Genomic DNA, 22,478 nt, shown 5'->3' on the forward strand with positions numbered 1-22,478 from the left:
GTAAGAAGATTAGGAAAGAAGAGGTCCATAATAGCAATAGCAAGGATATTAGCAGAGACAATATTTACCATGCTTAAAAATAATACAGGTTACATTGACTATGAAAGGAATAAAACAGATCTAAAAAATATTGATTATTCTTATTATGATAAATTGGAAAGCCTTGCAATAAGGAAAAGAAGGGCTATGGAATATACATTATTAAAAGGCAATAATGATATAAAGGGGGATTCAGCAAATTTAAAATACAATGGAGGCATAAAAGATTGTTAAGTAAAGGTTTTTCATAGGAGTTTAAAGGAAAGACCTTATAGCAATGCAGTTATTATCTTAGCTGCCATTAGTTTTTTCTTAGTCTTTTGGGATGTATATAATATTGGCTTTGTTTTACCTGTGGCATCCGCTCAGCTTGGTGTTCCTGTATCAAATTTTTTATATGCATTACCTGTTACTACTGGTTTAGTAGGTTATATATTTGGAGAATTAGGGTTAGGTTATTATGCACAGTTGATTGGTAGGAAAACATCTCTATTAATAACTTTAGTTATAGCAGCTGTAGGTTCAATACTATCTGCCATTTCTCAGAATTTTGTTGAACTTTCAATATTTAGATTTATTGTTGGAATATCAATAGGTGCAGAAATTGGATTAATTTCGACTTATATGTCGGAAATTACGCCATTTTCCATGAGGGGTTCAATTGTAGGTATTTCAACGGCTGTAGGAATGATAGAAATCCTGCCTGTTGGTGCTATGGCATATTTTGTAATACCAACTATAAGTTGGGGCTGGAGACTGATGCTTGGATTAGGTGCCATAGTTGCGATACCGGCAATAATCATGAGATACACGTATATGCCTGAATCGCCAAGATGGCTCCTAAAAGTGGGTAAAAAGGAACAGGCTGAACATGAAATTCAAAAAATGGAAGCATATATAAAGAAAAAATTTGGAAAAGTTGATAGGGTCTCAACCGATAAGGTTCCTGAAGAAATAGAGGAACAAAATTTAGGTATAAAAGCATTATTCAAGGATAAAAAAATTAGGAATAGAATTTTTATCATACTTGCGGTTTGGTTTTTTTATTACATAGGCGATTATGGTCTGGTATCTGTTGTTCCAACACTTTTTGTTCAGCATGGCATAGTTATAAGTACAACCATATTATATTTCTTTCTAACTTCTATAGGTGACCCTATAGGCTCACTGACTGGTATGGCATTATCAGATAGAATAGAAAGAAAAACATTAAGCTTTATTACAATGGGATTGAGCTTTATATTTTTCATTATGTGGGGTATAGTAAAATTCCCTGCATTAATAATAATCGCTGGTGCTTTAGTATTCTTTACTCAGGGACTGTGGTTACCAGTTATGTATGCATATACAGCAGAATTATTTCCAACAGAAGGTAGATCAGCGGCCATGGGATTTACAGATGGAATTGGGCACATAGGGGGTGCTATTGCTCCTTATTTAATTCTACCAATTGCATTGTCTGTAGGAATCTTTTCAATAACTGGATATAGCTGGTCATTTATTTTTATGGGTCTTACGGCATTAATTGCCGGCATAATAGTGATAGCTCTTGGCCCAAAAACCAAAAATCGTAGGCTAGAAGATATTAGCGAAACCATTGTGTTTAAGGATGAGGAGTCGAATTAGGGGAGGTGATAAAAATATACGAGAATGATGTATTTATTAAAAATTTTCATACGATAACTAGTATTGGTTATGACAAAAAGGTAGGTGTAAACAGATTAGCATTGAATAAATATGATATTGAGGCTAGAACACGTTTAATTAAGGAATTTAATTCTATAAACGCTAATATAAGCTATGATGATGGTGGCACAATATTTGGTAGCTTGGGGGGAAATAAAGAGGAATCCATATTTATTGGTTCCCATATGGATTCGGTACCAAATGGAGGGAGGTTCGATGGAATGTATGGTGTCGTTTCTGCATTAAATGTATTAAAAAAATTGAAAAATAATGGGCAGATAAATAAAAAAATAAGCGCAGTTGATTTTACAAATGAAGAAGGGGCAAGATTTCAACCCTCTTTACTAGGCTCAGGTTTAACCACTGAAGTTTTTACTAAAGAATTTGTTTATTCTAGGGAGGATGATCAAGGAATTAGCTTTAAAGACGCAGTAAGCAAATCTGGTTTTATGGGTAGCGAAGAGAATAGAGCAAAAAGGGTAAAACCAGGTAAGTATCTAGAATTACATATAGAACAGGGGCCAGTATTAGAACATGAGGGCTATCAGATAGGTATACCCATAGGGATTGTCACAATGGTTGTAGACGAATATGAGTTTTTTGGGGAATCTAATCAGGCAGGTCCTACACCAATGGAGATGAGAAAAGATGCTCTTGTCTCGGCATCTAGATTTATAACAGAAGTGAGAGATACAGCTAGGAAAAACGGCAATGGTTTAGTAATGACTGTTGGAAAAATTAAAAATGACCCAAATGCCTATAATGTTATTCCAGGAAAAGTTATGTTAAATCTTGACATAAGGAGTCCTGACAAGGATATAGCCTTTGAATATTCTAAAAGAGCCTACGAAATAGCTGATAAAATTTCTAAAGAAGAGGGAACTGAAGTCAAACATAGGAATTTATGGGTTACAGAAACAACAATATTTAACGAAGAACTAAAAAAAACTATCGAGAAAATTTGTAAAAGTCTAGATATGAAATATAAATACATTTACAGTTGGCCCGGCCATGATGCCCAGTATATGAATAGAATAACAGATACTGCAATGATTATGGTTCCATCGCATAACGGAAGAAGTCATACAAAAGAGGAATTTACAAGTGATCAGGATTTAATAAATGGTTTTAATGTTCTTTACAAAACAGTGTTAAATTTGATGTGATAGCATGAAATATAAAATACTTTTAGACAATTTTTTTGACGGATATGAATTTAAAAAAGGACTATTCTCTATGGAAATTAATGAAGGAAAAATAGAAAGCGTCAATGAAATAAACAAAATAAATACCTATGAAAGTACATCTCCGGAGATTTTGGACTTAAGAGGCAAGATAATTACACCCGGAATCATAGATTCTCACAATCATTTTACAATGACCGCACTTAAAATGAAATATCAGATAGATTTAGGTAAGGCAAGATCTATCTCTGATATTATAAATACTATTAAGAAAAATTCTAATAAAATGCATAAAGGCTGGATATTAGGTTATAATTTAAATGAATTTCAATTGAAAGAAAAACGAATGCCCGATATTAATGATTTAGATAAGCTTAATTTGAAAATACCTGTATTTATAACACATTTCTCAGAACATTATGCTATATGTAATTCTGAGGCCATTCATATTGGAAACATAGATAAAATGTCAAACCCATCTGGTGGAATAATCGGTAGGGATGCTTCTGGTAATATTAATGGAATATTATATGAACCAAGTGCCATGGATCTTATTAAATCTAAAATTCCAGAGTATTCTATATATGAATATGAGGAAGCAATATCATATGCGTCTGAACAATATTTAAAATCAGGGATTACAGCGGTAAAGGATATAGGTGGGACAGGCAAAGACATTGATGAAGAATTACGAATAGAGGCATTAAATGAGGTGGACAAAAATGGGGAATTAAAGATAAAGGTTGGAATATCAATACCGGTGTTTTCCTTCAATGATGCGTATGATAAATTAAAACTTTCAGATAAAATAAATAATAGCGACAATTTAAAATTTACCGGTTTTAAAATGTTCCTTGATGGGAGTGGTCTTTCAAGGAATGCCTGGATGAACGAAGTATGGAATAAGAACTACATTGAAGTTGACAAAAATAATTATGGGCATCCTTTATGGGATATAGATGAATTTAAGAAAACCTTACGATACCTTTCACAAGCAGATAATACAATAAGTATACATGCTATAGGTGATAGGGCTATCAAGGAGACTATTAATTCTATTATAGATATCAAAAAAACATCTAATACCAAGGCAAATTATGCAATAGTTCATTGTACGTCCCCCTCGCAAGAGGATCTGCTAAATATGAAGTTAAATAATATTAGTGTTGAAACCCAAGGAGCATTTATTTATTTTTTTGGAAATGAGTATATAGCAAATTTTGGAAAATCAAGAGAGCATAGATTATTTCCATTTAGGGAAATGTTTGATATGGGCATAAACATGTGCAATGGCTCTGATAGTCCCGTTACATTGTACAAACCAATATACGGAATAATTTCTTCTATTTCAAGGGAAATGAAAACATCAAACAACAAGTATAAAAAACTTAATCCAGATCAATCTCTAACTCTTGAAGAGACGCTTAAAAGTTTTACTATAAATTGTGCTTCAGTTATGGGATGGTATACAATTGGGGCTTTAAAGGTAGGATCTAAAGCAGATATTGTTGTATGGAATAATATACCAATGAGTTTCGAAACTTATTCAGACGATTTCTCCTTAATAAATATTATGATATATAATGGTCAAATTTATAAATTATAAAATATTTTTTAATCTTATCTAAATCAATGTGCTATTATAACTGACGTTTAAATACAATAATACCTGGTATGAACTTTTAAATCATTATTATTTATAAAGCTTTTTAAATTAATAATCAAAATAAAATGTCTATATCACCGGACCTTATTTCACTAATCATCTTATTATATTTTGAATTAACCTCATCCTCTGACATTCCGCAGTCAAGGCTTTCCATATAAATTTCATAATTTTCCTCTTCCGGGTCTATTTTTCCTGAATACACCTTTATGTATCCGCATCCCTTGAAGTTATAATTTAATCTGTATGCAAGTTCCAGTGTTATATTTAAATCCTCCAGATATTCAAATTTTTTTATAAAATCTCCCATAATATGTTATGTAAAACAATTATAAAATTTTTGATTATATATATTTATCAAGGCCATGCTCCCATATATGCCTTAAATTGTCTATTTCCTCATTTATTACAACCTTCCCAAGATTTTTTATGATTATTTTATTATTTATCGTTTTTCCAAGCCTAACAGGATTAACCGATTTAAATTTCTCCTCAAACGCTTTTTCCATGCCATTTTTAACCTCTATAACAATGGCCGTGCCAAGCTCTGAAAATAATTTTTCGTTCAACTTGCCATCTATTTGGGATAAATCAGCATCAATGCCTATGGACCCACCAAATGCCATCTCTAAAAGTGCCATTATTAATCCACCCTGGGAAACATCATGTGCAGAATTAATTATTTCCCTGTTATTTTTTAATAATTCCATCAATATCTTTAGGTCATTGAGGTTCACAGGCGGTATGTATGAATATTCTGCTTTAAACATTTCTGAGTATTCGCTTCCTGCCAGCGTATTAATAATATTACCTATTACATATAACCCTGAATTAGTGGATTTTAAATCTGGTGTTATCCTTTTTACTATGTTATCCATAATGCCTATCATAAGTATATTGGGTGTGGGCTTTATTTCACCATATTTAGACTGGTTATAAAAGCTGACATTACCAGAAACCAATGGAAGACCCATATACCTGCAGAAATCTGATATGGCCCTCACAGATTCCTTAAATTTAAACATTGTTTCAGGGTTTTCAGGATTTCCAAAATTAAGGGCATCGATAATGCTGTGCGGCATTGAACCGGAGCTTATTGTGTTTTTGTATGCCTCTGCAAGCACCCACATTGTGCCATTGTATGCATCTATACTTACAATTTTGCCCCTAGAACCTGAAGTTATCGATAAGCCTGACATTGAATTTTCCAGAGGCTTAATAATTGATGCGTCTGAATGCGTTTCATGATTCGGAAATCCGGTGAATGGCTTTGTTATTGTACATCCCCTAACGGTAAAATCATACTGCCTAACAATATTAAACCTGGAACATATGTTTGGCCTTGAAATAAAATCCCTTATGAATTTTTCATAATTTTCTGGCTCCCTAATTGCAATATCTGATTTATTATTACTCACCGGACGGTAATCTCTTGCATATACCGGTCCTGACGTTAGAAATTTTAAATTCATATCCAAAATCTTTTTGCCCTTATATGTTATGATTAAATTGTCACTTTTTACTGTTCTGCCTATTACTGAATACTCTATACCCCATTTTTTGAAAATCTCATCTGCAAGCTTTAAATTTTTTTCTTCCATGGCCAGAAGCATTCTTTCCTGTGATTCACTTACCCATATCTCCCAGGGTTCCATGTTTGCATCCTTTAAAAGCACATTATCCAGGTTTATGATGCCAGAAAGCCCGCCTGCATACAGCAGCTCGCTTACTGCACTTGAAAAACCGCCACCGCCAAGATCCTTCATGCCATCTATTATACCAAGGTCATTTATTTCAAGTATTGCATGTATCAATGGCTCCTTTATAATGGGATTTCCAAGCTGCACAGCATTCCTGTTCTCTGAATCATTTTCATTGAGCGTTTTTGATGCAAAATTAACCCCATGAATGCCGTCCCTGCCTGTTCTTCCACCACAGACTATTAATATATCATTTTCCTTTTCAACCCTGCTTCTTACAATTTTATCCTTTTTAACTATGCCAATGCAGCCTGCATTTACAAGTGGTATTGTATTGTAGCTGTCATCAAAATCTACTGAACCGGCAACAGTTGGTATGCCAACCCTGTTTCCATAGTCCCTGATTCCTGCAACAACCCTGTTAATAATAAATCTCTCTGTTAATATGCCACTGGTATTTTCTGGATTTCCAAAGTATAATGAATCTATGAGGGCAACCGGCTGGGCACCCATGCAAAGAACATCCCTTATAATTCCCCCAACACCGGTGGCAGCACCACCATATGGTTCAACAGCACTGGGGTGGTTATGGCTTTCCATTTTAACAACATACGCATAATCATCATTAAATGATACAACAGCGGCGTCATCTTCCATTGTTAAAATCGTATAAGGGCTTTTTAGGCCTGAAAAATACCTTTTAAGGTATATCTTTGAACTTTTATAGCACGAGTGTTCACTCCATGCCTGTGCAATTGCCTGAATCTCTATATCCTCTGGATTCCTTTTAAGTCCAGAAAAATAGTTTTTTAATACAATCATCTCATCTAAGGATAATCCAAGCGAATTGCCCATTTTTTTTAAATTCTCATCATCCGCATCCAGAATGTTAAACAATTCAATCACTTATCTTCTCTATTTTATATTCCTGAATAACCGGATTGGTAAGTATATTTTCAGATATATCCTGAATCTGGCGCATTGAATCCTCCTCATTTATTGATGTTGTAAACTCATAAATTTTGTATGTTTTAACATCATCTATACCGGAATATCCAAGCATGGATAGGTTTCTCTTTATGCTGAGCGCCTCGGGATCCTCAACATTTGGCAGGTATTTAATTTCCACTCTTATTTTCATAAACCTTTATGTATAATATAAAATTAAATTTATCTGTTAATTTTTGATAATAAAAATAAATGTGCCCTGCGCACAATATTAATCATTGGCCTTATTAAAAGCTGGGAGCTTCCTATTATAAAAAGATAAACACCATCAAGCTCATTATGATTCGGAAGGAATAAAAAACTACCGACAAGGAACTCCATTCCAACTGCTATATCATTGGCAATGCTCAACCAGTCATAGAATCTTCTTATTTTTTCCTTTCTAAGGTTTTTATAATTATATTTTGTTATGGCATTATTTATCTTTTTATTGCTTAAAAATTCATCAAGATGCATGACTATGGATGCAAGCCCATCATTTTTAATTAAGAAAATAACACCATTATAAAACTCAGGGTCTATGTTTTCTGACGTTTTTGAATAGCTGTAATTTCCGTATTCTCCATCCTTAACCATTATAATTAATTTTATAAACCATTTCTGATTTAAATATTCCGTAAAACTGTTGATATCAAATTTTAGTTTTTTTATTTCATTTTTTGAATAATCAGCAAATGCCTTTGAATAATAAAAATCATCGGAAACTATTATTGGCATGGCAAGTTTTAATTCAGGATTGCAAGATTTGCAGTTAATATTCATGTTAAGTATTATTGTCTCAACTATCATTGTTGCAAGCTTCCTGTATAAATATACAACATGCATAATTCCTGATACCTCATCAAATTTTGCAAAATATGAAATTACGCTCTGAAATAAATCCTCCTTTGCCTGCTGATCAATATCATATGAAAGGTCATTGATGTTTATAACCTCCAGTGTTGCATCCTCATTAAATGTGCTTATTACAAGATTGTCTTTTAATTCGTTAAATATATTTTCACCAAAAAGGAATGACATTAGAGGCTTTAACACCGCCCATTTGACGTTAATTCCTATTCTGTTTCTCTGTATAAGGTAAAGCAAATATATGGCTTTGGAAATTCTTAATTTTTCGTCCATTGCTTGTATAGTTAAAATTATTTAAAATATTTATTGAATATATTTTTACCAATAAGAATGGCAGAAAATCACCGAGTTTATAATATGATAAAAAAAGTACATGAAGCATTTGCAGGAATAAATAAGATCTGTTTGTATCCAAAAAATTTAATCATTAATTAAATAATAGCTTAAAACGGTGAATATTAATATGTATAAAGGAAACCGTCACCTGCCAATAAGGTCTGAGAGGCAGTATGCAGAAATGTCTGTAAATGATGCAAATGTTGCATGTCTAAGATTAAATAAAAATGTCATAAACCTTGCAGCCTTCAGGGCATATAAGTCATTGCGGAGACTTTTGCAGTCACTTGCAATGAAATATAATTATAATAGAAATGATACAAAATGTGCGGTTCCGAAAAATGAAATGCTTAGGGTTGCAAGACTGCTTGAGGATAAAGGCTATAAAAACCTTTATAATTCCACTGAACTCTCATTAAAAGTATTTGAAGAATGGAAAAATAACAGTGCAAATAAAAATGATGTGATATTATTATTAAAAAATATTAATTTTGAATGGATTTCTCATTTTATGGATAAAACCACACTAAATGACCTGTATAAAAACATTAATAATTTAAAATAATAAATTTTTATAATATTTACAAATTTTTTTAAAATATATCCTAAAAATGGTAATTACTGTACCTTATTTTTATTATTTCTGAATAAATGAACAAAATTTGGGTTATAAAGAAATGATTTAACATCACTATTATGTGTAAATACACCACCGGTAAGTATTAATGCCTGTCTGTTTATTCTATTCTCAAACAACGTCTTTTCAAGATCATTTACGGTTGTTTCTATTATTTTTTGATCTGGCCATGAAATTCTGTATGCTATTATAACCCGGTCATCCGGGGAATACCCTGCATCAAGAAGTTTTTTTGTTACCGCACCGGCATTTGATGCACTTAAAAAAATGCCAAGGGTGGCTCCATGCCTGGCCATAACCGAAAGATCCTCGGATTCAAATTTTTCAGTACGCCTCGGCACCCTGGTAATAATTATTGTCTGTGTGCTTCCCGGGGACGTTAATTCCATGCCCATTGCTGCTGCAGCGGCAAAAAGTGATGAAATGCCTGGGATTATTTCATAATTCATGTTATTTTTTAACATAAATGACGTTACATCGTTAATTGCACCGTATATTGACGGATCACCGCTGTGTATTACTGTTATGTCCATGCCCTCATTATAAAACTTCTGAATAATTTCATTAATTTCATTTATGTTCATGCCAGAGGTTCCATATATTCTATCTGTGGACGCATTCTTTAAAATATCAGGATTTACAAGTGAATCGGCATATAAAATGACATCCGTTTTTTCTATAATTCTTGCAGCCTTAACTGTTATTAAATCGGGGTCTCCTGGACCCGCGCCTATTATATGAATCATTTTAAAATCACCAGTGCCATATATGAGTCTATATCATTTATATTATTATATATTTTCTGGGATTTTAGGGATACATTTTCCATAATATAATACTTTTTCAAATGCTCATCATCCAGTAATTTTTTTAATACATCCTTTGCCCCAATGGCCTTTATTATTGCCCCATTTTTTGTCCCCATTATCATTTTTTTCATGTATTCATAATCATTAACTGCCGGAATTATTGTAAATATCTCATCTTTTTCTGCCATGGGAATTCCAAATATCGCGGCGGCAGCATTTATTGAGCTAATCCCCGGTATGAACCTAACCTTACAGTCCAGATACCTGTATAAATCAAGGAATGTGCTGTAAAGCATCGGATCACCCTCAACAGCGTAGACAACACTATCATAAAACTCAAGTGAATTTTTTATCCGGCATGCATTTTCCCTTATTTTTTTTAATAAATCCAAGGATCTTATCGGAAATTCAAGGGGCTGCATTTTCTTTTTGTCAATGCCCAGGGATATTAGAATATTCTCTGCGTATTTAAAAGATGTGTATGGATAATAGATTAAATCTGCATCCATTAGTATTTTATATCCCTTTACTGTTATTAAATCCGGGTCTCCCGGCCCAAGGCCAACAACATATAATTCATTCATTTTTTCACCGCCGTTAATATAAATACAGGGTCTACAGGTTTAAGCATCATATCATTTTTAATTGTGTGGTTTCTATTTATAAGTGCCTGGGTAAGATCATACCCTATTTTATTATTATTAAGGTATGAAATAATTTTGTTTAAATTGCCTATTAAAACAGTATTTATTACAATTCTTCCATTTTTTTTCAGTCTCTTATATGAATAATCAAGAATTTCAGCGATTTTCCCTCCGGAACCACCAATGAATACAATATCTGGATCTGGAAGATTATAAAGTGCGTCAGGAGCCTCCCCATTTATAATGTTTAAATCGCATGAAAATTTCTTCATATTTTTTTCTATATTACTGCAGGCCATGCTATTTTTTTCTATGCAGTATATGCCACCATCATAATTATACCGGCATGCCTCTATTGATACAGATCCTGTCCCTGACCCTATATCCCATATAATATCACCATTTTTAACTGCCATTTTTGAAACAGAGATATGCCTTATCTCCTCCTTTGTGATATTCTCATTAATCATTGAAAAATTTTTATCACTTAAATCATCTGGTGAAAAATTTTCAATCTCATCAATAAAAATTAAATTTGGATCCGAGAATTTTGAGTTGAGTGCATCTTTAATATTAAAACATCTTATTTTCTCATCATTATATCCAAGCCTTTCAAGAACTATAAAGCGAAAATTGGTCAATCCATATTCAATCATATAACCTGCTATTTTATCTGGTGAGTTTATTTTATCGGTTAAAATTATAACCCTTTTATAATGTTTTATTCTCTGTGCAAGGCCCTTAATAGGTCTTCCATGCACGCTTATTGCATGTACGGTATTTATTGGAATTTTAAGTTTTGATAATGCGACATCAATGGAACCAATGTGTGGAACAATATTTATATATTCAGCGCCAAAATTCCTGATTAATGCTGTACCAATACCATAAAATAAGGGATTTCCAGAGGCAATAACAACTATATTTTTATTCTTATTAAACTCATTTTTAATTTCATCCAATGCAGTGTCTAGTTTTTTTATTGGCCTAAAAATTTTTTTATTAACGTTTAAAAGTTCAATATTTCTGGTTCCTGCAAAAATAACATCGGCATTTTCAATAATCATTTTTTCCACATCAGTAAGGCCAAAGCCGGGCATTGAACCAACAACATTAATTTTATTCAATTTTTTCTGCCTCCAGCAATTTTATTAAATCCTCTTTTTTATTCATTTTCATAATGCCATTTATATTATCAGATATTCCAAAGGCACAAACTATTTGATTCTTAATATATTTTTTAATAATATCATAATATGAAAATGTACCATCTGCAAAGACAATATAATCTGAACTGTTTATTAAATCTATTATGTAATTATCAATTTTAATCAGTGTTTTTTTAATTATGTTTAATTCATTTTTATGATTAAATCCTATAATATTATCATCATCACTTATATTATAATTATTTAAATCTATAATATTAAAAATGCCTGCCCGATGAAGTTCTTCCGGGTCATCTGTGATTATACTATTAAAATTCCTTATGTCAATATGCATTTTTTTAATTAGTTTCATAAAGTATCCTATATAATTGCCAGATATGACCAGATTCCTATTAAATCTAAATTTTACATCATTATTTATGAAAATATCACTGATCCTAAAATTTATTATATTCACGCCATAATTTTCATAATTAACATTGATTTTTTTAAATTCATAAAAGATAAGCATTTTTTTAAATTTATTATTTTTTCTTCCAAATTTTTCATGGTATGAAACAACATCCCCGACTACAATCAGAGCCGGGTCCTCACTGTACTCATAATTTATGGTTTTTAATGTTCCTGTAAAAACCCTCTGATCCTTATGTGTCCCATTTTCAATAACAGCTATTTTTGTATTTTCACTGTATCCAAGAAAAAGTAACTTATCTATTATTTCATTAATATGTTTTGAACCCATGAATATAACAAGGGTGTATGATGATTTATTTTCACCAAGTGATGGTATATTTAATTTTTCAACGTTATGCCCTGTGGCGGCTATTATTCCATGGCTAACGTCCCGGTGTGTTACAGGTATTCCGGCATACTCCGGAACAGCTATTAATGCTGATACACCCGGTATAACCTCAAAGTCTATATTGTTTTCCTTGAGAAGTTCCGCCTCCTCACCTCCCCTGCCAAAAAGGAATGGGTCACCCCCCTTTAGCCTAACAGTAATATCAAATTTATTAGATGCATCCAGAATTATTTTATTAATTTCGTTCTGCCTTATTGACGACACATATGGTTTTTTGCCAGCATATATTCTTTCGCATCCGGGCTTAAGAAGATTTAAAACCTCTGGATTTATAAGGTGATCGTAAATAACTGCATCCGCCCTCTTTATTATTTTTAGGGCCTTTAATGTGAGCAAGCCCGTATCACCCGGGCCGGTACCAACCAGATAAACCTTTCCCATTACAGGATAATTTTATTTTCCTATTTGTTTTTATGTTTATTTATTTTGGTGCAAATTTAATTAATTTAAATAAAATTTTAATAGAAGGGTGTTATATAAAAAGAATGGTGCAGAAGAGGGTTTTAATTTTGGGTGATGCCAATGCTGGAATAATAACAGCAAATAAATTGAGGATGCATACAGACAACGATGTGGATATTACAGTTGTTGGCAAATCAGAATACACATATTTTAAGCCTGACGGCGTTTTAATACCATTTAATGAAATAAACTATAAAGAAACATTTAAAAAGACAGATTTTGTTTTGAATTATGGAATAAATAGAATAAAGGCACTTGCAACCAAAATAAATTTGAATGATCATTACGTTGACCTTGATAATGGCAAGAGCATATCATATGATTACCTGGTAATAGCCACCGGAGACCGGCTTGTTCCAGAGGATGTCCCGGGATATAATGATGGTATCTATCATTTTTATGATTTAAACAATGTTTTAAAATTAAAGGAAGGTCTGGAATCATTCAATGGTGGCAAAATTGTGGTTGGCCCTGCAAGCGTTCCATTCCAGTGCCCTGTGGCACCTTCCGAATTTGTCTTTGGCATCGATAAGATTTTAAAATCAAGGGGTTTAAGGGATAAATCAGATATAACCTTGATAATGCCCATGGACGATGTTCTACCGTTCAAAAATGTTTCAGATGTTGTTAGATCCGGATTTGAGGAAAATAAAATAAATTTCATACCGAAATTTAAGAATGTTACTGTTGATGGAAAATCGAAAACAATAACATCAGAATCCGGTGAAAAATTGAATTATGATATGCTTGTTTTAATACCCCCGCACAAGGGTCAGGAATTTTTAATAAAATCTGGATTATCAGAAAATACAGGTTATGTAACGGTTGATAAAACAAAATTAAATTACGGGGACTATGACAATGTTTACGTTGTTGGTGATGCTGTTGATTTTCCAATGAAGGTGGGGGCAATGGGGCATTCAATGGCAGCATATGTTGCATCCAAAATTGCCTCACAGATAAATGGAAATTATTCAGAAACATCCTTTGATGGCTTCATGGGCTGTTCAACCGTATTTACTGACCATACCGCATTCACATTATCCTTTGATTATTCATCAAAGCCATTTTTAAATTTTGCCAGTCATTCAGATTATTTCCTGAAGTATATATCAGCAGATACATACTTCTCGTCAATTTTAAGGGGTATATTATAGGGTGATTTACATGGATGAAACAGATATGCAGAAGATTATGTCAGAGCTTGAGAAGAATAAGGATGTGCTTGATGCATTTTCAAGGTTAATAGAGAAGTTAAAAGGTGCAGGGCTTGTTCAGGCTCTTGATTATATTACAGAGAATGTTATTCCTGATAATCTTGACTTCTTTGCAAAATCATTTACATCTCCAGATTTCACGGATGTCGTTGCCAAATCTGGCAATACAATATTTTCGTTACTTTATATGCTTTCAAATCCAGAAATGTCTGATCTTATTAAGGGAATTTCATTTAATTCAACAGGTATAGCACAATCCATGGTTGACGGTGCATCATCTGCACAACCATTATCAATACTAAAATTGATGTCAATGCTAAAGGATCCTGAGATAGCGGCAGGCTTAATGGCATTAATGAATATGCTTAAGGTTCTTGGTACCGTATTTAAAAAATTAAAATGATTTTGCTATATTTAAAAGATTTAATGCACCCTGTTCAGTTAGAACAGCATTTAAATATTTTTCACTTATTTTTTTTAATCCCTCATTGTAGCCATTAATCATTACCGTAATTATTTTTATGCTGGTTTTTGCAAGGGCCGATGCTATATTCATTATATTCACCTTATCCTCGCCATCTGTAATCACTATTATTGTGCTTGTTAAATCATGGATTTTGCTGTTTTTAATATCATCAATTGCCCTTAGTATGGCGCATTCTATGCATGTTCCCTTGCTTGCCTCAACAGTAAGTATATTGTTTACTATGTCATATGGCCTTGTGTACATTTCATGTGGTTTGTTATCAAAAAACCTGAAAAAGTATTTTCTGTGCTTTATTGTGGATAATCTAAATAATGCCAGGGCAACAGATCTGGACCAAACCATCTTATCAGCCTCGTACATGCTTCCACTCTTATCAAGAAGTACATAGTAGGCCCCCTCATTTAATATTACCTTCTCCTTTCCAGTGAAGCCATAAAGAATTTTTGAATAAAATACCTCATCAGGCATTGCAAGTTCCCTTGATAAAACATTTGATAAATTTCTTGTTTTATAATAGCCGCCAAGCTCACCGGAAGTGGAACGCGCCCTCATTTTTCTTGTGAACTTGGGCATAATGTCAATGAGCTTATTGGCGGTTGTTATAATTTTATCAGCATTCTGAACAGACATCATTCTTTCTGAGAGGTCTATAAGCCTATCTATGTCAGTGTCATCATTACCTGACCTTCTTCCTCCGGGTATTTCATTCCTCATGAGTTTTTCAAGCTGCCTTGCCTTTTCAGTCCTCTGCATGGATTCCTTCATGGCCCTGTCAACCATTTCGGAAGCACTTTTTCCCGGGGAATCGCCATTTTTCTGCCTTTCTTTTTTTGATTCCTCATTGAGGGCCTTCAAAAAATTAATGCTGTATATCATTGAAACCCTGTCATTTAATTTTGAATACGCCCTGAATTTTGAAAATTCATCGGATTGCACATAGGATGCAAGTTTTTTTCTAACACCCTCAAGGAATGGACTTTTGTTCTCATTACTGGAAACATATGCCAGATTTGAGTAATAAAGGAAATACATATCGGCTGCCGATGTTTTTAAATCCTCCTTAAATTCACCTGTTAAATCCATCTTGCCAGCATATCTTACTATTCTTTCCCTTGTGGTTTTGTAAACATTACTTTCAGGATTAATTCCGATTATATTGCTATTTATTTTCCTAAAAATAAGATCCTGATCCATATAAATTTACCTTCCCTTTAGCTTCTGGTATTTGCTGCCGGCAAAATCAAGTGTTGAATTTATTTTATAAATTACCTCCTTATGGTAAGGATTATTATCCGAACCAATATCTATTTTCATTTCCTCAAGCTTTTTTATGAAAATCTCTAAAAGATTTAATTTATCAAGAACCTCATTATAAGGTGAATTTTTGTGAATTGACTCCTCGGTACTGGCTATTAAGGATTTTGTCTCCTCTATTATTGTGTTTGCCTTCTGTATTATCTCTGATTTATTCTCAAGCTTTGAATCTATTATTGCAGCCTCTATTTTTGGAAGATCATCCTCAGAATCAGCCGAATATCTCATGGCCAAGGCAATATCATTTCCCGATATTTTTCCGGAATTCATTAAGATGCTAAATGCGGCTGCTATTTTCAGCATCTTAATCTTCCTTCTATCGCTTAAAAGAACATTGTTTTCCTCCAGCTGAATCAATGCATCTGTATATCTATCCATAAGTGCCCTATCCTTATTCTTCATTTCAGTCAATCTGGATATTACCATATTCTGAATTTTAATGATATCCTCAACGTCCAGTATGGTTTTACCTAAAGATGATTTCTGCATTAAATCTATGCCATGTTCAAGCAAATCGGTTATCAGAGTTTTTTCGATATATTTATGGAATACCTTTATTGGATAACGGTCATACAGTGCCATATCCTCCTCATCATTTGATATTTCATTGCTTGCCGAATATATACCAAGTATATTTAATGAAAGCATTGAATCGCCGTTTGGAAGCCTTCTGTTGAGCATTATGTCCAGAAGTGTATTTCTTATTGCTGAACTTGCCTTAAAAATCTCATCCAGGAATATTATATTTGCATCAGGGAGCTTCCCCTTTGTGATATTTTTATACTCACCGGCTTTAAGCGCGTTTATATCAATTGGCCCTAAAAGCTCCTCAGGTTCAGTAAACTTTGTCAGAAGGTAATAAAAGTATTTGGCATTCACAAGTTTGCTCAATGTATCTATTATTGATGTTTTTGCTGTTCCAGGGGGGCCTATTAAAAGCGTTGGCTCACCTGATATGAGACCGGCCAGCACACCGTCAATAACATCCTCTCTTCCCACAAAACTGCTGGTGAGATAATCCCTTACCTCGCCTATCTTGTCCATGTTTTCCATTACTGTTAATAATTAAAATAATGCCTAATAAACATTTCTAAATTCCGCATAATATATATTATAGATTTTTAAATAACTATCTCTTTGAATTATTATTTTCATCATCATTATTAATATTGTATTCTTTGAACATTTTAGTACTATCCTTCCTTCCTGTGCCCGAAATTCCCATAAGAATAATTGCAATTAATGCAAGTGCTATTATATAATAAAATGCGTATTTTTCAATGCTTCTTATTATTGGATTTGCATGAAAGCTTACGTTTACATAATTAAAGTTTCCATGAACAGTTATGGTGCCTGTCTGGTTTTTTATTGAATAACCAAACAGTCCGCTAATATTATAATTGTATGTACCATTTTTTTCATAAAATACAATTTCATTATCTGTTGAGCTTAAATTTAATTTATTCATATTTATAAACCAGAGGGTGCCATTAATTAATCCAATGGCTTTAAAAATTACCGGATAAACATTTTCCGTTGCTTTATAATAAGTTTGTTTCGCAGCCAATTTGACCGAAAAATTGGATATCTTCTGGCCGTACGATGAATATATACTTATGTTATATTCCCCTGGAATAAGAGTGATGTTCATAGCATAATTCCTAAAATTCGTTTTATAATTATTTGCAAGAACATATCCCTGAATAATGTATTTTGCGGTTATGTTTAGATATGATAAATCATTCTGGCTATAAACCATATTTAATTTTCCGGTTCCATTGCTTATTTGAACCCCGGGAAAATTTTTTGCCATCTGGGAATTGGCATTTGAAATTGTTTCAGCAGTATCAGACCCAAAATTGTATGCATTTTCTATGGCCTGATAATTATGGCCATTCCAGTATTTTAACTGCATTGTCAGGTTTGATTTTACATCCGTTGTGCTGGCACCATTGCCCGGCCCTCCAAGAATTAATTCAGCATCACATGGATTTCCCTTTGATGTATACCTGTATCCCTGTACAATGAAATCTGCGTTTGATGCATTTTTGGCGAATATAAATTTTACAGTATCATAAATATTCCATCCACTTCCTGTATTATATTCCATGTAAACTGTTGGATATCCTGAAATATTTTTATACACCTCTCTAAGACCTATACTGTCAGTGGTTATATACATGCTGGGTTCATCGATATAAAACTGCTGGCCATTGCTATTATATAAAGTTCCATTTCCACTCAATGTTGATCCGTATATATTTGCATACCTTGTGGTCTGGTTCCACACATTATCTAAAATACTTACACCAGGTGTTTTATTTGACGTTGACAGTATGGCAACATTCTGTATCCAGTAATCATATGTATGTCCACCAGAGCTGAAGTTAAGGTGAAGGTTTAATTGAATTGATGCGTCGTTTTTTTCACCTGAAGGCAGGCTGGCATTGTATGTCTTTATATCAGTTATATTTATAATACCCTCAAAGGAAGAGGTTTTTAATGAATAGGGCGTATTTCTAGGGCCAATACCCATGGCAGATATTCCCATTGGCGCCGGTTCCGATGTGTATAGCACATAGGGATTTATGGAACTCTCAGTAACATTACCTGTAGCTTTTTCACCATAATTATCATTATAAACATTAATTGCCATTGAAAATATTAATAATGAAACCAGAGCTATTACTGCCAATGATTTGTACCTGCCTTTCATTACCATATTAATTAAATCGTATATTAAATTCTTGCTGTTTAATTTTTAATTCCTATATTTAACATGAATATTTATACAAACAAAATAAATTATTTCAGAATTATAATATTAAAATAAACAGCAAAATATTAATCATAATAAGATATATAACTAACAGGATTATTTTCATGAGAGCCCTTATTATTGGTTCGGCTGACCTGAAATACGATGGTGGAGGCGAGAGAAACGCTGTTCAGATAGCCGAAATACTGATGAGAATGGGCTATGATGTTACATTGATGGGATCTGGATATCCCTTTATAAGGAAAAATAATGTTAACGTTAAATTTAATTACATAGAGAATGCCTTTTCAGATGATATATTCTCAAACAGGCATTTAATGAAATTAACAAATGGAATCAGCATGGGATTTATAGGCCTATTCTCATTTAACAAAATATGGGAAAAGATAAAGGGTTATGACCTCTATTATTTTGTAACACCAAATTTTATCTTTAGAAACGCCGTTAAAAAATTTGCAAGGCTTGATAAACCTCCTGCAGTTATACTGGCAAATCATGGTAGCTACTTTGAAATACTGGATAACCATAAATTTTTTGGAAATTTAATCAAATATATATTAAACATAATGATATTCTCAGGCATAACAGGCAAAATATCTGTACAGGCCCAGAATATTTATCAGAAAAACTTTTACATAAATCAAAATTTCAAGGATGTTTATCTAATACCACAGAATAATATAGATTTTAATAAATATAAAATTGAAGAACATAATGGATTCAACGTTGTGTTCTTAAATAAAATTACTAAAAATAAAGGTTCAAAGCTCCTATTTAAAATTATCAAACATGCTCCAAAGGATATACATTTTGATATAATAGGTTATGGAAACATGAATAAATTAAGGAAGAAATTTAAAAATTACAATGTAACATTCCATGGATTCGTGGATGAAAATAAAAAAATAGAAATACTGGCCAGATCGGACGTTATGATTAATCTCTCAAAATATGAATCCTTGAGCATTACCTCAATAGAGGGGCTTGCATCAGGACTGTATATAATAGCCCCTAAAATATCTGGACTGGAATACATAAAATCAATGACGGAATATATGAGCATAGTTAAAAGGAATTATATTAGCTATATAAACGAAATAAAAAGAATAAAAAATTTTTATGGTGATAATTTTATAAACATAAGAAATCAGATTAAAAATAATGCATTATCAATTTTTAATTACAGTGTTATAGAAAAAAATATTGAAAATATGGTAAATGATACACTGAAAAAAAAAGAAATAAGATCATACACCATAGTTTATACAGTTAATAATGCTGATAAATTTAGATGCAATTTAAACAATCTTTTAAATTACATAAAGAATGAAAACATACCGGTTAATGAAATTATGGTTTTTAATAATACAAAATACAGAATAGAAGCCATGGATAATATAAGGATATATAATAAAAAATCACCATATACCGGGACGGAGGAATTAAACCTGATTTCCCATGCAAAAAGTGATTATATAATTAAGTTAAATGATAAAAATGATATTAATAATATAAAAGAACTGATTAAATACATTGATTCCGGGTATGATGTTATTGTCGGGTCCAGGTTTATTAACGGAAAAATAAGGTCAATCAAGGATGCATTTGATCTCATTGTTATTAAATTTACACATCTAATATTTCCTGGAATAACAAAGGTTGATGATATTTTGAGTGATTTTTTTGTAATAAATAAGAAAATAATAGGGGAAAATAAAAAGGTGCCTGATGTTTATAAGGCACTTTTATATGTTCTTGCATCAACAAGGACGAGAAATATTAAAATGGTAAAAACATCATCATTATCCTGCAAAAGAATAATTATGGATGAAAAATCATTTTATTATTACATGACCGAGATTGTTGTGTGCATGAGGGCCTATCATAAAAGAAAGCCGGACAAAAACCATGATTATACACCAATTTAGGCATTTAAAAATTGTATCTGTATTTTATACATAAGATAGATATAATTTATCTTTAACCATTTAAATAATATAAATGGTTACATTTTAATAGATAAATTTTTAAACAAAGTTTATATCAGCTAATGTTGTCAGATTTAACAGAATCATTTGGGCAGGGTTTGGTATTCCAGTATTCGGCTGTCGGTAGCATGTTTTTCGGCTCCGCCATCTTTTATTTTGCCCTTGCCCATCTTTTACCGGTTTTTACTGTTGGTTCAATATCATTGCTTTATGCAATAATGAATATACTCTCAGCTGTTTTCATTTTTGGCCTTGGAAACGGCCTTCAGCATTATTTATCATATCATCTTGCCAGAAATGATACACAGGCAATCAAAAAAATTATTGTTAAGACCACATATATGGCAATTGGGCTTGCCATCCTTGCCTTTGTTACGGTTTATTATATATCAGATTATGTTGCAGTACTGTTCTTTCATAATATAATATATGCACAATCAGTAAAAATCATCGGAATTGCAATATCAATGTCAGTAATAATAAATATATTTGCATCTGTTCTGCTTGGTTTAAACCAGTATAAAAAATATTCAATCATGTATACTTTTTATTATATCATCCTGTATTTCTTCCCATTACTGCTTCTATTTTTGCTTAAAAATACAATATCCCTGCTCTATGGCATTGCCTTTACAGATGCAATATACGCATTAATCTTTATTATGATGGTCTACAGGAATTATTTTAAAATGCCAAAGGTCAATAATGAAAAAGCTGTCAGGGAGCCTTATAAGAATATAATAATTTATTCTATACCATTATTCTTTGCATCGATTATGAACACAAGTGCAACATATATAGACCGCATCGTTGTATCGTATTTTATAAATCTTGGATTTCTCGGCATTTATAATTTTGCGCTTGTTGTGGCCTCAGCCGCATCAATTATGGTTCTCCCAATATCCAATCTTTTAATACCAAAATTATCATCTTTCTTTTCATTAAATAATCTTGATGGATTTAAAAACAGCATTAAAATGCTCCTAAATATAGGCTATTTAATATATGTTCCTGCAGCACTTGGCATTGCAGCACTCTCAAGGCCGATTCTGGTGGTGTTTGCAGGTGACCAGTATTCAATAGGTTATATACCGCTGATGATAATTATGTTCATAACATCATTATTCGCAGGTGCGGTGGTATTATCATCCGGGATTTCAAGTGTTAGGCAGACAAGGATTTTTATATATTCATCTGCCCTTTCACTTGTCGCAAATATTGCGTTATCCATAATACTCATACCAAGATTTAACATCCTTGGCGCGGCAATTTCCTATTCATCAATGAATGCTGTTAACTTTATTATTGTTTATCATTATGCCAGAAAATTCCAGATAAATAATTTTGACAGGACCAGAATCTTAAAGATATGGTTCGCATCAATTATCATGTTCAGCATTGTATTTATCCTTCAGTTCCATCTTGCATACAGCATAATAAATATACTGTTATTGATACTTGTTGGATTTGGCATATATTTATTGGAAATAAAGGCTTTTAAATTAATAAGCAGGGAGGAAATGAATTATGTCCTTGATATTATACCTGATAAATTCAGCATGCTAAAGTTTATACTTGAAAGGCTTTCATATACAAATTCATCCTCTGGAAATGATAAATTGTTTAGATTTATAAAATAAAT

20 protein-coding genes are annotated in these 22,478 nt (G+C 32.4%); 9 read left to right on the plus strand and 11 right to left on the minus strand.

Annotation, left to right across the window (positions count from 1 at the left end; translation table 11 throughout):
• The 4 genes from TZ01_RS09770 to TZ01_RS07470 all read left to right on the plus strand — a co-directional run.
• On the plus strand, positions 1 to 273 hold a 273-nt coding region (locus TZ01_RS09770; protein ID WP_048102203.1), incomplete at its 5' end, for a hypothetical protein.
• A gap of 54 nt (positions 274 to 327) precedes the next feature.
• The gene (locus tag TZ01_RS07460) at positions 328 to 1,665 is read left to right on the plus strand and encodes an MFS transporter (protein ID WP_255350875.1); all 1,338 of its coding nucleotides are present in this window, start codon (positions 328 to 330) and stop codon (positions 1,663 to 1,665) included.
• A gap of 8 nt (positions 1,666 to 1,673) precedes the next feature.
• Positions 1,674 to 2,891 (plus strand): M20 family metallo-hydrolase, encoded by a 1,218-nt coding sequence (locus TZ01_RS07465; protein ID WP_156150342.1) that lies wholly within the window; start codon positions 1,674 to 1,676, stop codon positions 2,889 to 2,891.
• A 4-nt stretch (positions 2,892 to 2,895) separates the two neighbouring features.
• Positions 2,896 to 4,515, plus strand: coding sequence for an amidohydrolase (locus TZ01_RS07470; protein ID WP_048102205.1), 1,620 nt, complete (start codon positions 2,896 to 2,898; stop codon positions 4,513 to 4,515).
• A gap of 115 nt (positions 4,516 to 4,630) precedes the next feature.
• On the opposite strand, the gene TZ01_RS07475 is transcribed toward TZ01_RS07470, so the two are convergent.
• Genes TZ01_RS07475 through TZ01_RS09775 form a run of 4 tightly spaced genes read right to left on the minus strand, consistent with a single transcriptional unit; the run spans position 4,631 to position 8,405 of the window.
• Positions 4,631 to 4,885: a hypothetical protein gene (locus tag TZ01_RS07475; protein ID WP_048102207.1), complete on the minus strand. Its 255-nt coding sequence runs from the start codon at positions 4,883 to 4,885 to the stop codon at positions 4,631 to 4,633.
• Between the two features lie 34 nt (positions 4,886 to 4,919).
• Complete coding sequence (gene purL, locus TZ01_RS07480; protein ID WP_048102208.1) at positions 4,920 to 7,181, minus strand: phosphoribosylformylglycinamidine synthase subunit PurL; 2,262 nt, start codon at positions 7,179 to 7,181, stop codon at positions 4,920 to 4,922.
• On the minus strand, positions 7,174 to 7,416 hold the full coding sequence (gene purS, locus TZ01_RS07485) for a phosphoribosylformylglycinamidine synthase subunit PurS (protein WP_048102209.1): 243 nt from the start codon (positions 7,414 to 7,416) through the stop codon (positions 7,174 to 7,176). Before purS ends, purL begins: the two co-directional genes overlap by 8 nt.
• Before the next feature lie 29 nt (positions 7,417 to 7,445).
• Positions 7,446 to 8,405 carry a YrhK family protein gene (locus tag TZ01_RS09775; RefSeq protein WP_197065868.1) on the minus strand — a complete coding sequence of 320 codons (960 nt, stop codon included), beginning with the start codon at positions 8,403 to 8,405 and terminating at the stop codon, positions 7,446 to 7,448.
• Positions 8,406 to 8,595: 190 nt separating this feature from the next.
• Here TZ01_RS09775 and TZ01_RS07495 point away from each other — a divergent pair, with 190 nt between their 5' ends.
• Positions 8,596 to 9,033 (plus strand): hypothetical protein, encoded by a 438-nt coding sequence (locus TZ01_RS07495; RefSeq protein WP_156150340.1) that lies wholly within the window; start codon positions 8,596 to 8,598, stop codon positions 9,031 to 9,033.
• A gap of 53 nt (positions 9,034 to 9,086) precedes the next feature.
• Here the strand turns inward: TZ01_RS07495 and cobM are convergent, their stop codons facing one another.
• Genes cobM through cobA form a run of 4 tightly spaced genes read right to left on the minus strand, consistent with a single transcriptional unit; the run spans position 9,087 to position 12,970 of the window.
• Entirely contained in the window at positions 9,087 to 9,851 is a 765-nt protein-coding gene (gene cobM, locus TZ01_RS07500; protein ID WP_048102210.1) for a precorrin-4 C(11)-methyltransferase, read from the minus strand.
• The gene (locus tag TZ01_RS07505) at positions 9,848 to 10,498 is read right to left on the minus strand and encodes a precorrin-2 C(20)-methyltransferase (protein WP_052656846.1); all 651 of its coding nucleotides are present in this window, start codon (positions 10,496 to 10,498) and stop codon (positions 9,848 to 9,850) included. Before TZ01_RS07505 ends, cobM begins: the two co-directional genes overlap by 4 nt.
• Complete coding sequence (gene cbiE, locus TZ01_RS07510; RefSeq protein WP_048102212.1) at positions 10,495 to 11,685, minus strand: precorrin-6y C5,15-methyltransferase (decarboxylating) subunit CbiE; 1,191 nt, start codon at positions 11,683 to 11,685, stop codon at positions 10,495 to 10,497. Before cbiE ends, TZ01_RS07505 begins: the two co-directional genes overlap by 4 nt.
• The gene (cobA, locus tag TZ01_RS09455; protein WP_082180478.1) at positions 11,678 to 12,970 is read right to left on the minus strand and encodes a uroporphyrinogen-III C-methyltransferase; all 1,293 of its coding nucleotides are present in this window, start codon (positions 12,968 to 12,970) and stop codon (positions 11,678 to 11,680) included. Before cobA ends, cbiE begins: the two co-directional genes overlap by 8 nt.
• Positions 12,971 to 13,074: 104 nt before the next feature.
• Here cobA and TZ01_RS07520 point away from each other — a divergent pair, with 104 nt between their 5' ends.
• Complete coding sequence (locus TZ01_RS07520) at positions 13,075 to 14,208, plus strand: NAD(P)/FAD-dependent oxidoreductase (RefSeq protein WP_048102263.1); 1,134 nt, start codon at positions 13,075 to 13,077, stop codon at positions 14,206 to 14,208.
• Positions 14,209 to 14,218: 10 nt separating this feature from the next.
• Positions 14,219 to 14,671 (plus strand): DUF1641 domain-containing protein, encoded by a 453-nt coding sequence (locus TZ01_RS07525; RefSeq protein ID WP_052656847.1) that lies wholly within the window; start codon positions 14,219 to 14,221, stop codon positions 14,669 to 14,671.
• Here the strand turns inward: TZ01_RS07525 and TZ01_RS07530 are convergent.
• The 3 genes from TZ01_RS07530 to TZ01_RS07540 form a co-directional block, all read right to left on the minus strand.
• Complete coding sequence (locus TZ01_RS07530; protein ID WP_048102213.1) at positions 14,663 to 15,949, minus strand: VWA domain-containing protein; 1,287 nt, start codon at positions 15,947 to 15,949, stop codon at positions 14,663 to 14,665. The genes TZ01_RS07525 and TZ01_RS07530 overlap by 9 nt on opposite strands.
• 6 nt (positions 15,950 to 15,955) lie before the next feature.
• A complete protein-coding gene (locus TZ01_RS07535) occupies positions 15,956 to 17,113 on the minus strand; it encodes an AAA family ATPase (protein WP_231563444.1) in 1,158 nt (385 codons plus the stop codon).
• 85 nt (positions 17,114 to 17,198) lie between these two features.
• Positions 17,199 to 18,785: a thermopsin gene (locus tag TZ01_RS07540; protein ID WP_048102215.1), complete on the minus strand. Its 1,587-nt coding sequence runs from the start codon at positions 18,783 to 18,785 to the stop codon at positions 17,199 to 17,201.
• A 167-nt stretch (positions 18,786 to 18,952) separates the two neighbouring features.
• On the opposite strand from TZ01_RS07540, the gene TZ01_RS07545 reads away from it, so the two are divergent.
• A complete protein-coding gene (locus TZ01_RS07545) occupies positions 18,953 to 20,776 on the plus strand; it encodes a glycosyltransferase (RefSeq protein WP_048102216.1) in 1,824 nt (607 codons plus the stop codon).
• 125 nt (positions 20,777 to 20,901) lie between these two features.
• Positions 20,902 to 22,476: a polysaccharide biosynthesis C-terminal domain-containing protein gene (locus tag TZ01_RS07550; protein WP_055041194.1), complete on the plus strand. Its 1,575-nt coding sequence runs from the start codon at positions 20,902 to 20,904 to the stop codon at positions 22,474 to 22,476.
• Positions 22,477 to 22,478: the final 2 nt, after the last annotated feature.

The sequence above is a fragment of the Acidiplasma sp. MBA-1 genome (assembly GCF_000949015.1).
GTDB lineage: Archaea > Thermoplasmatota > Thermoplasmata > Thermoplasmatales > Thermoplasmataceae > Acidiplasma > Acidiplasma aeolicum.

Excerpts from the sequence above, each read along its gene's own strand:
- TZ01_RS07520 (WP_048102263.1), top strand. The coding sequence starts at position 13,075 with ATGGTGCAGAAGAGGGTTTTAATTTTGGGTGATGCCAATGCTGGAATA.
- cobA (WP_082180478.1), bottom strand. The coding sequence starts at position 12,970 with ATGGGAAAGGTTTATCTGGTTGGTACCGGCCCGGGTGATACGGGCTTG.
- cobM (WP_048102210.1), bottom strand. The coding sequence starts at position 9,851 with ATGATTCATATAATAGGCGCGGGTCCAGGAGACCCCGATTTAATAACA.
- TZ01_RS07540 (WP_048102215.1), bottom strand. The coding sequence starts at position 18,785 with ATGAAAGGCAGGTACAAATCATTGGCAGTAATAGCTCTGGTTTCATTA.
- TZ01_RS07525 (WP_052656847.1), top strand. The coding sequence starts at position 14,219 with ATGGATGAAACAGATATGCAGAAGATTATGTCAGAGCTTGAGAAGAAT.
- TZ01_RS07470 (WP_048102205.1), top strand. The coding sequence starts at position 2,896 with ATGAAATATAAAATACTTTTAGACAATTTTTTTGACGGATATGAATTT.
- TZ01_RS07545 (WP_048102216.1), top strand. The coding sequence starts at position 18,953 with ATGAGAGCCCTTATTATTGGTTCGGCTGACCTGAAATACGATGGTGGA.
- TZ01_RS07475 (WP_048102207.1), bottom strand. The coding sequence starts at position 4,885 with ATGGGAGATTTTATAAAAAAATTTGAATATCTGGAGGATTTAAATATA.
- TZ01_RS07535 (WP_231563444.1), bottom strand. The coding sequence starts at position 17,113 with ATGGACAAGATAGGCGAGGTAAGGGATTATCTCACCAGCAGTTTTGTG.
- TZ01_RS07530 (WP_048102213.1), bottom strand. The coding sequence starts at position 15,949 with ATGGATCAGGATCTTATTTTTAGGAAAATAAATAGCAATATAATCGGA.
- TZ01_RS09775 (WP_197065868.1), bottom strand. The coding sequence starts at position 8,405 with ATGGACGAAAAATTAAGAATTTCCAAAGCCATATATTTGCTTTACCTT.
- TZ01_RS07505 (WP_052656846.1), bottom strand. The coding sequence starts at position 10,498 with ATGAATGAATTATATGTTGTTGGCCTTGGGCCGGGAGACCCGGATTTA.
- TZ01_RS07495 (WP_156150340.1), top strand. The coding sequence starts at position 8,596 with ATGTATAAAGGAAACCGTCACCTGCCAATAAGGTCTGAGAGGCAGTAT.
- purS (WP_048102209.1), bottom strand. The coding sequence starts at position 7,416 with ATGAAAATAAGAGTGGAAATTAAATACCTGCCAAATGTTGAGGATCCC.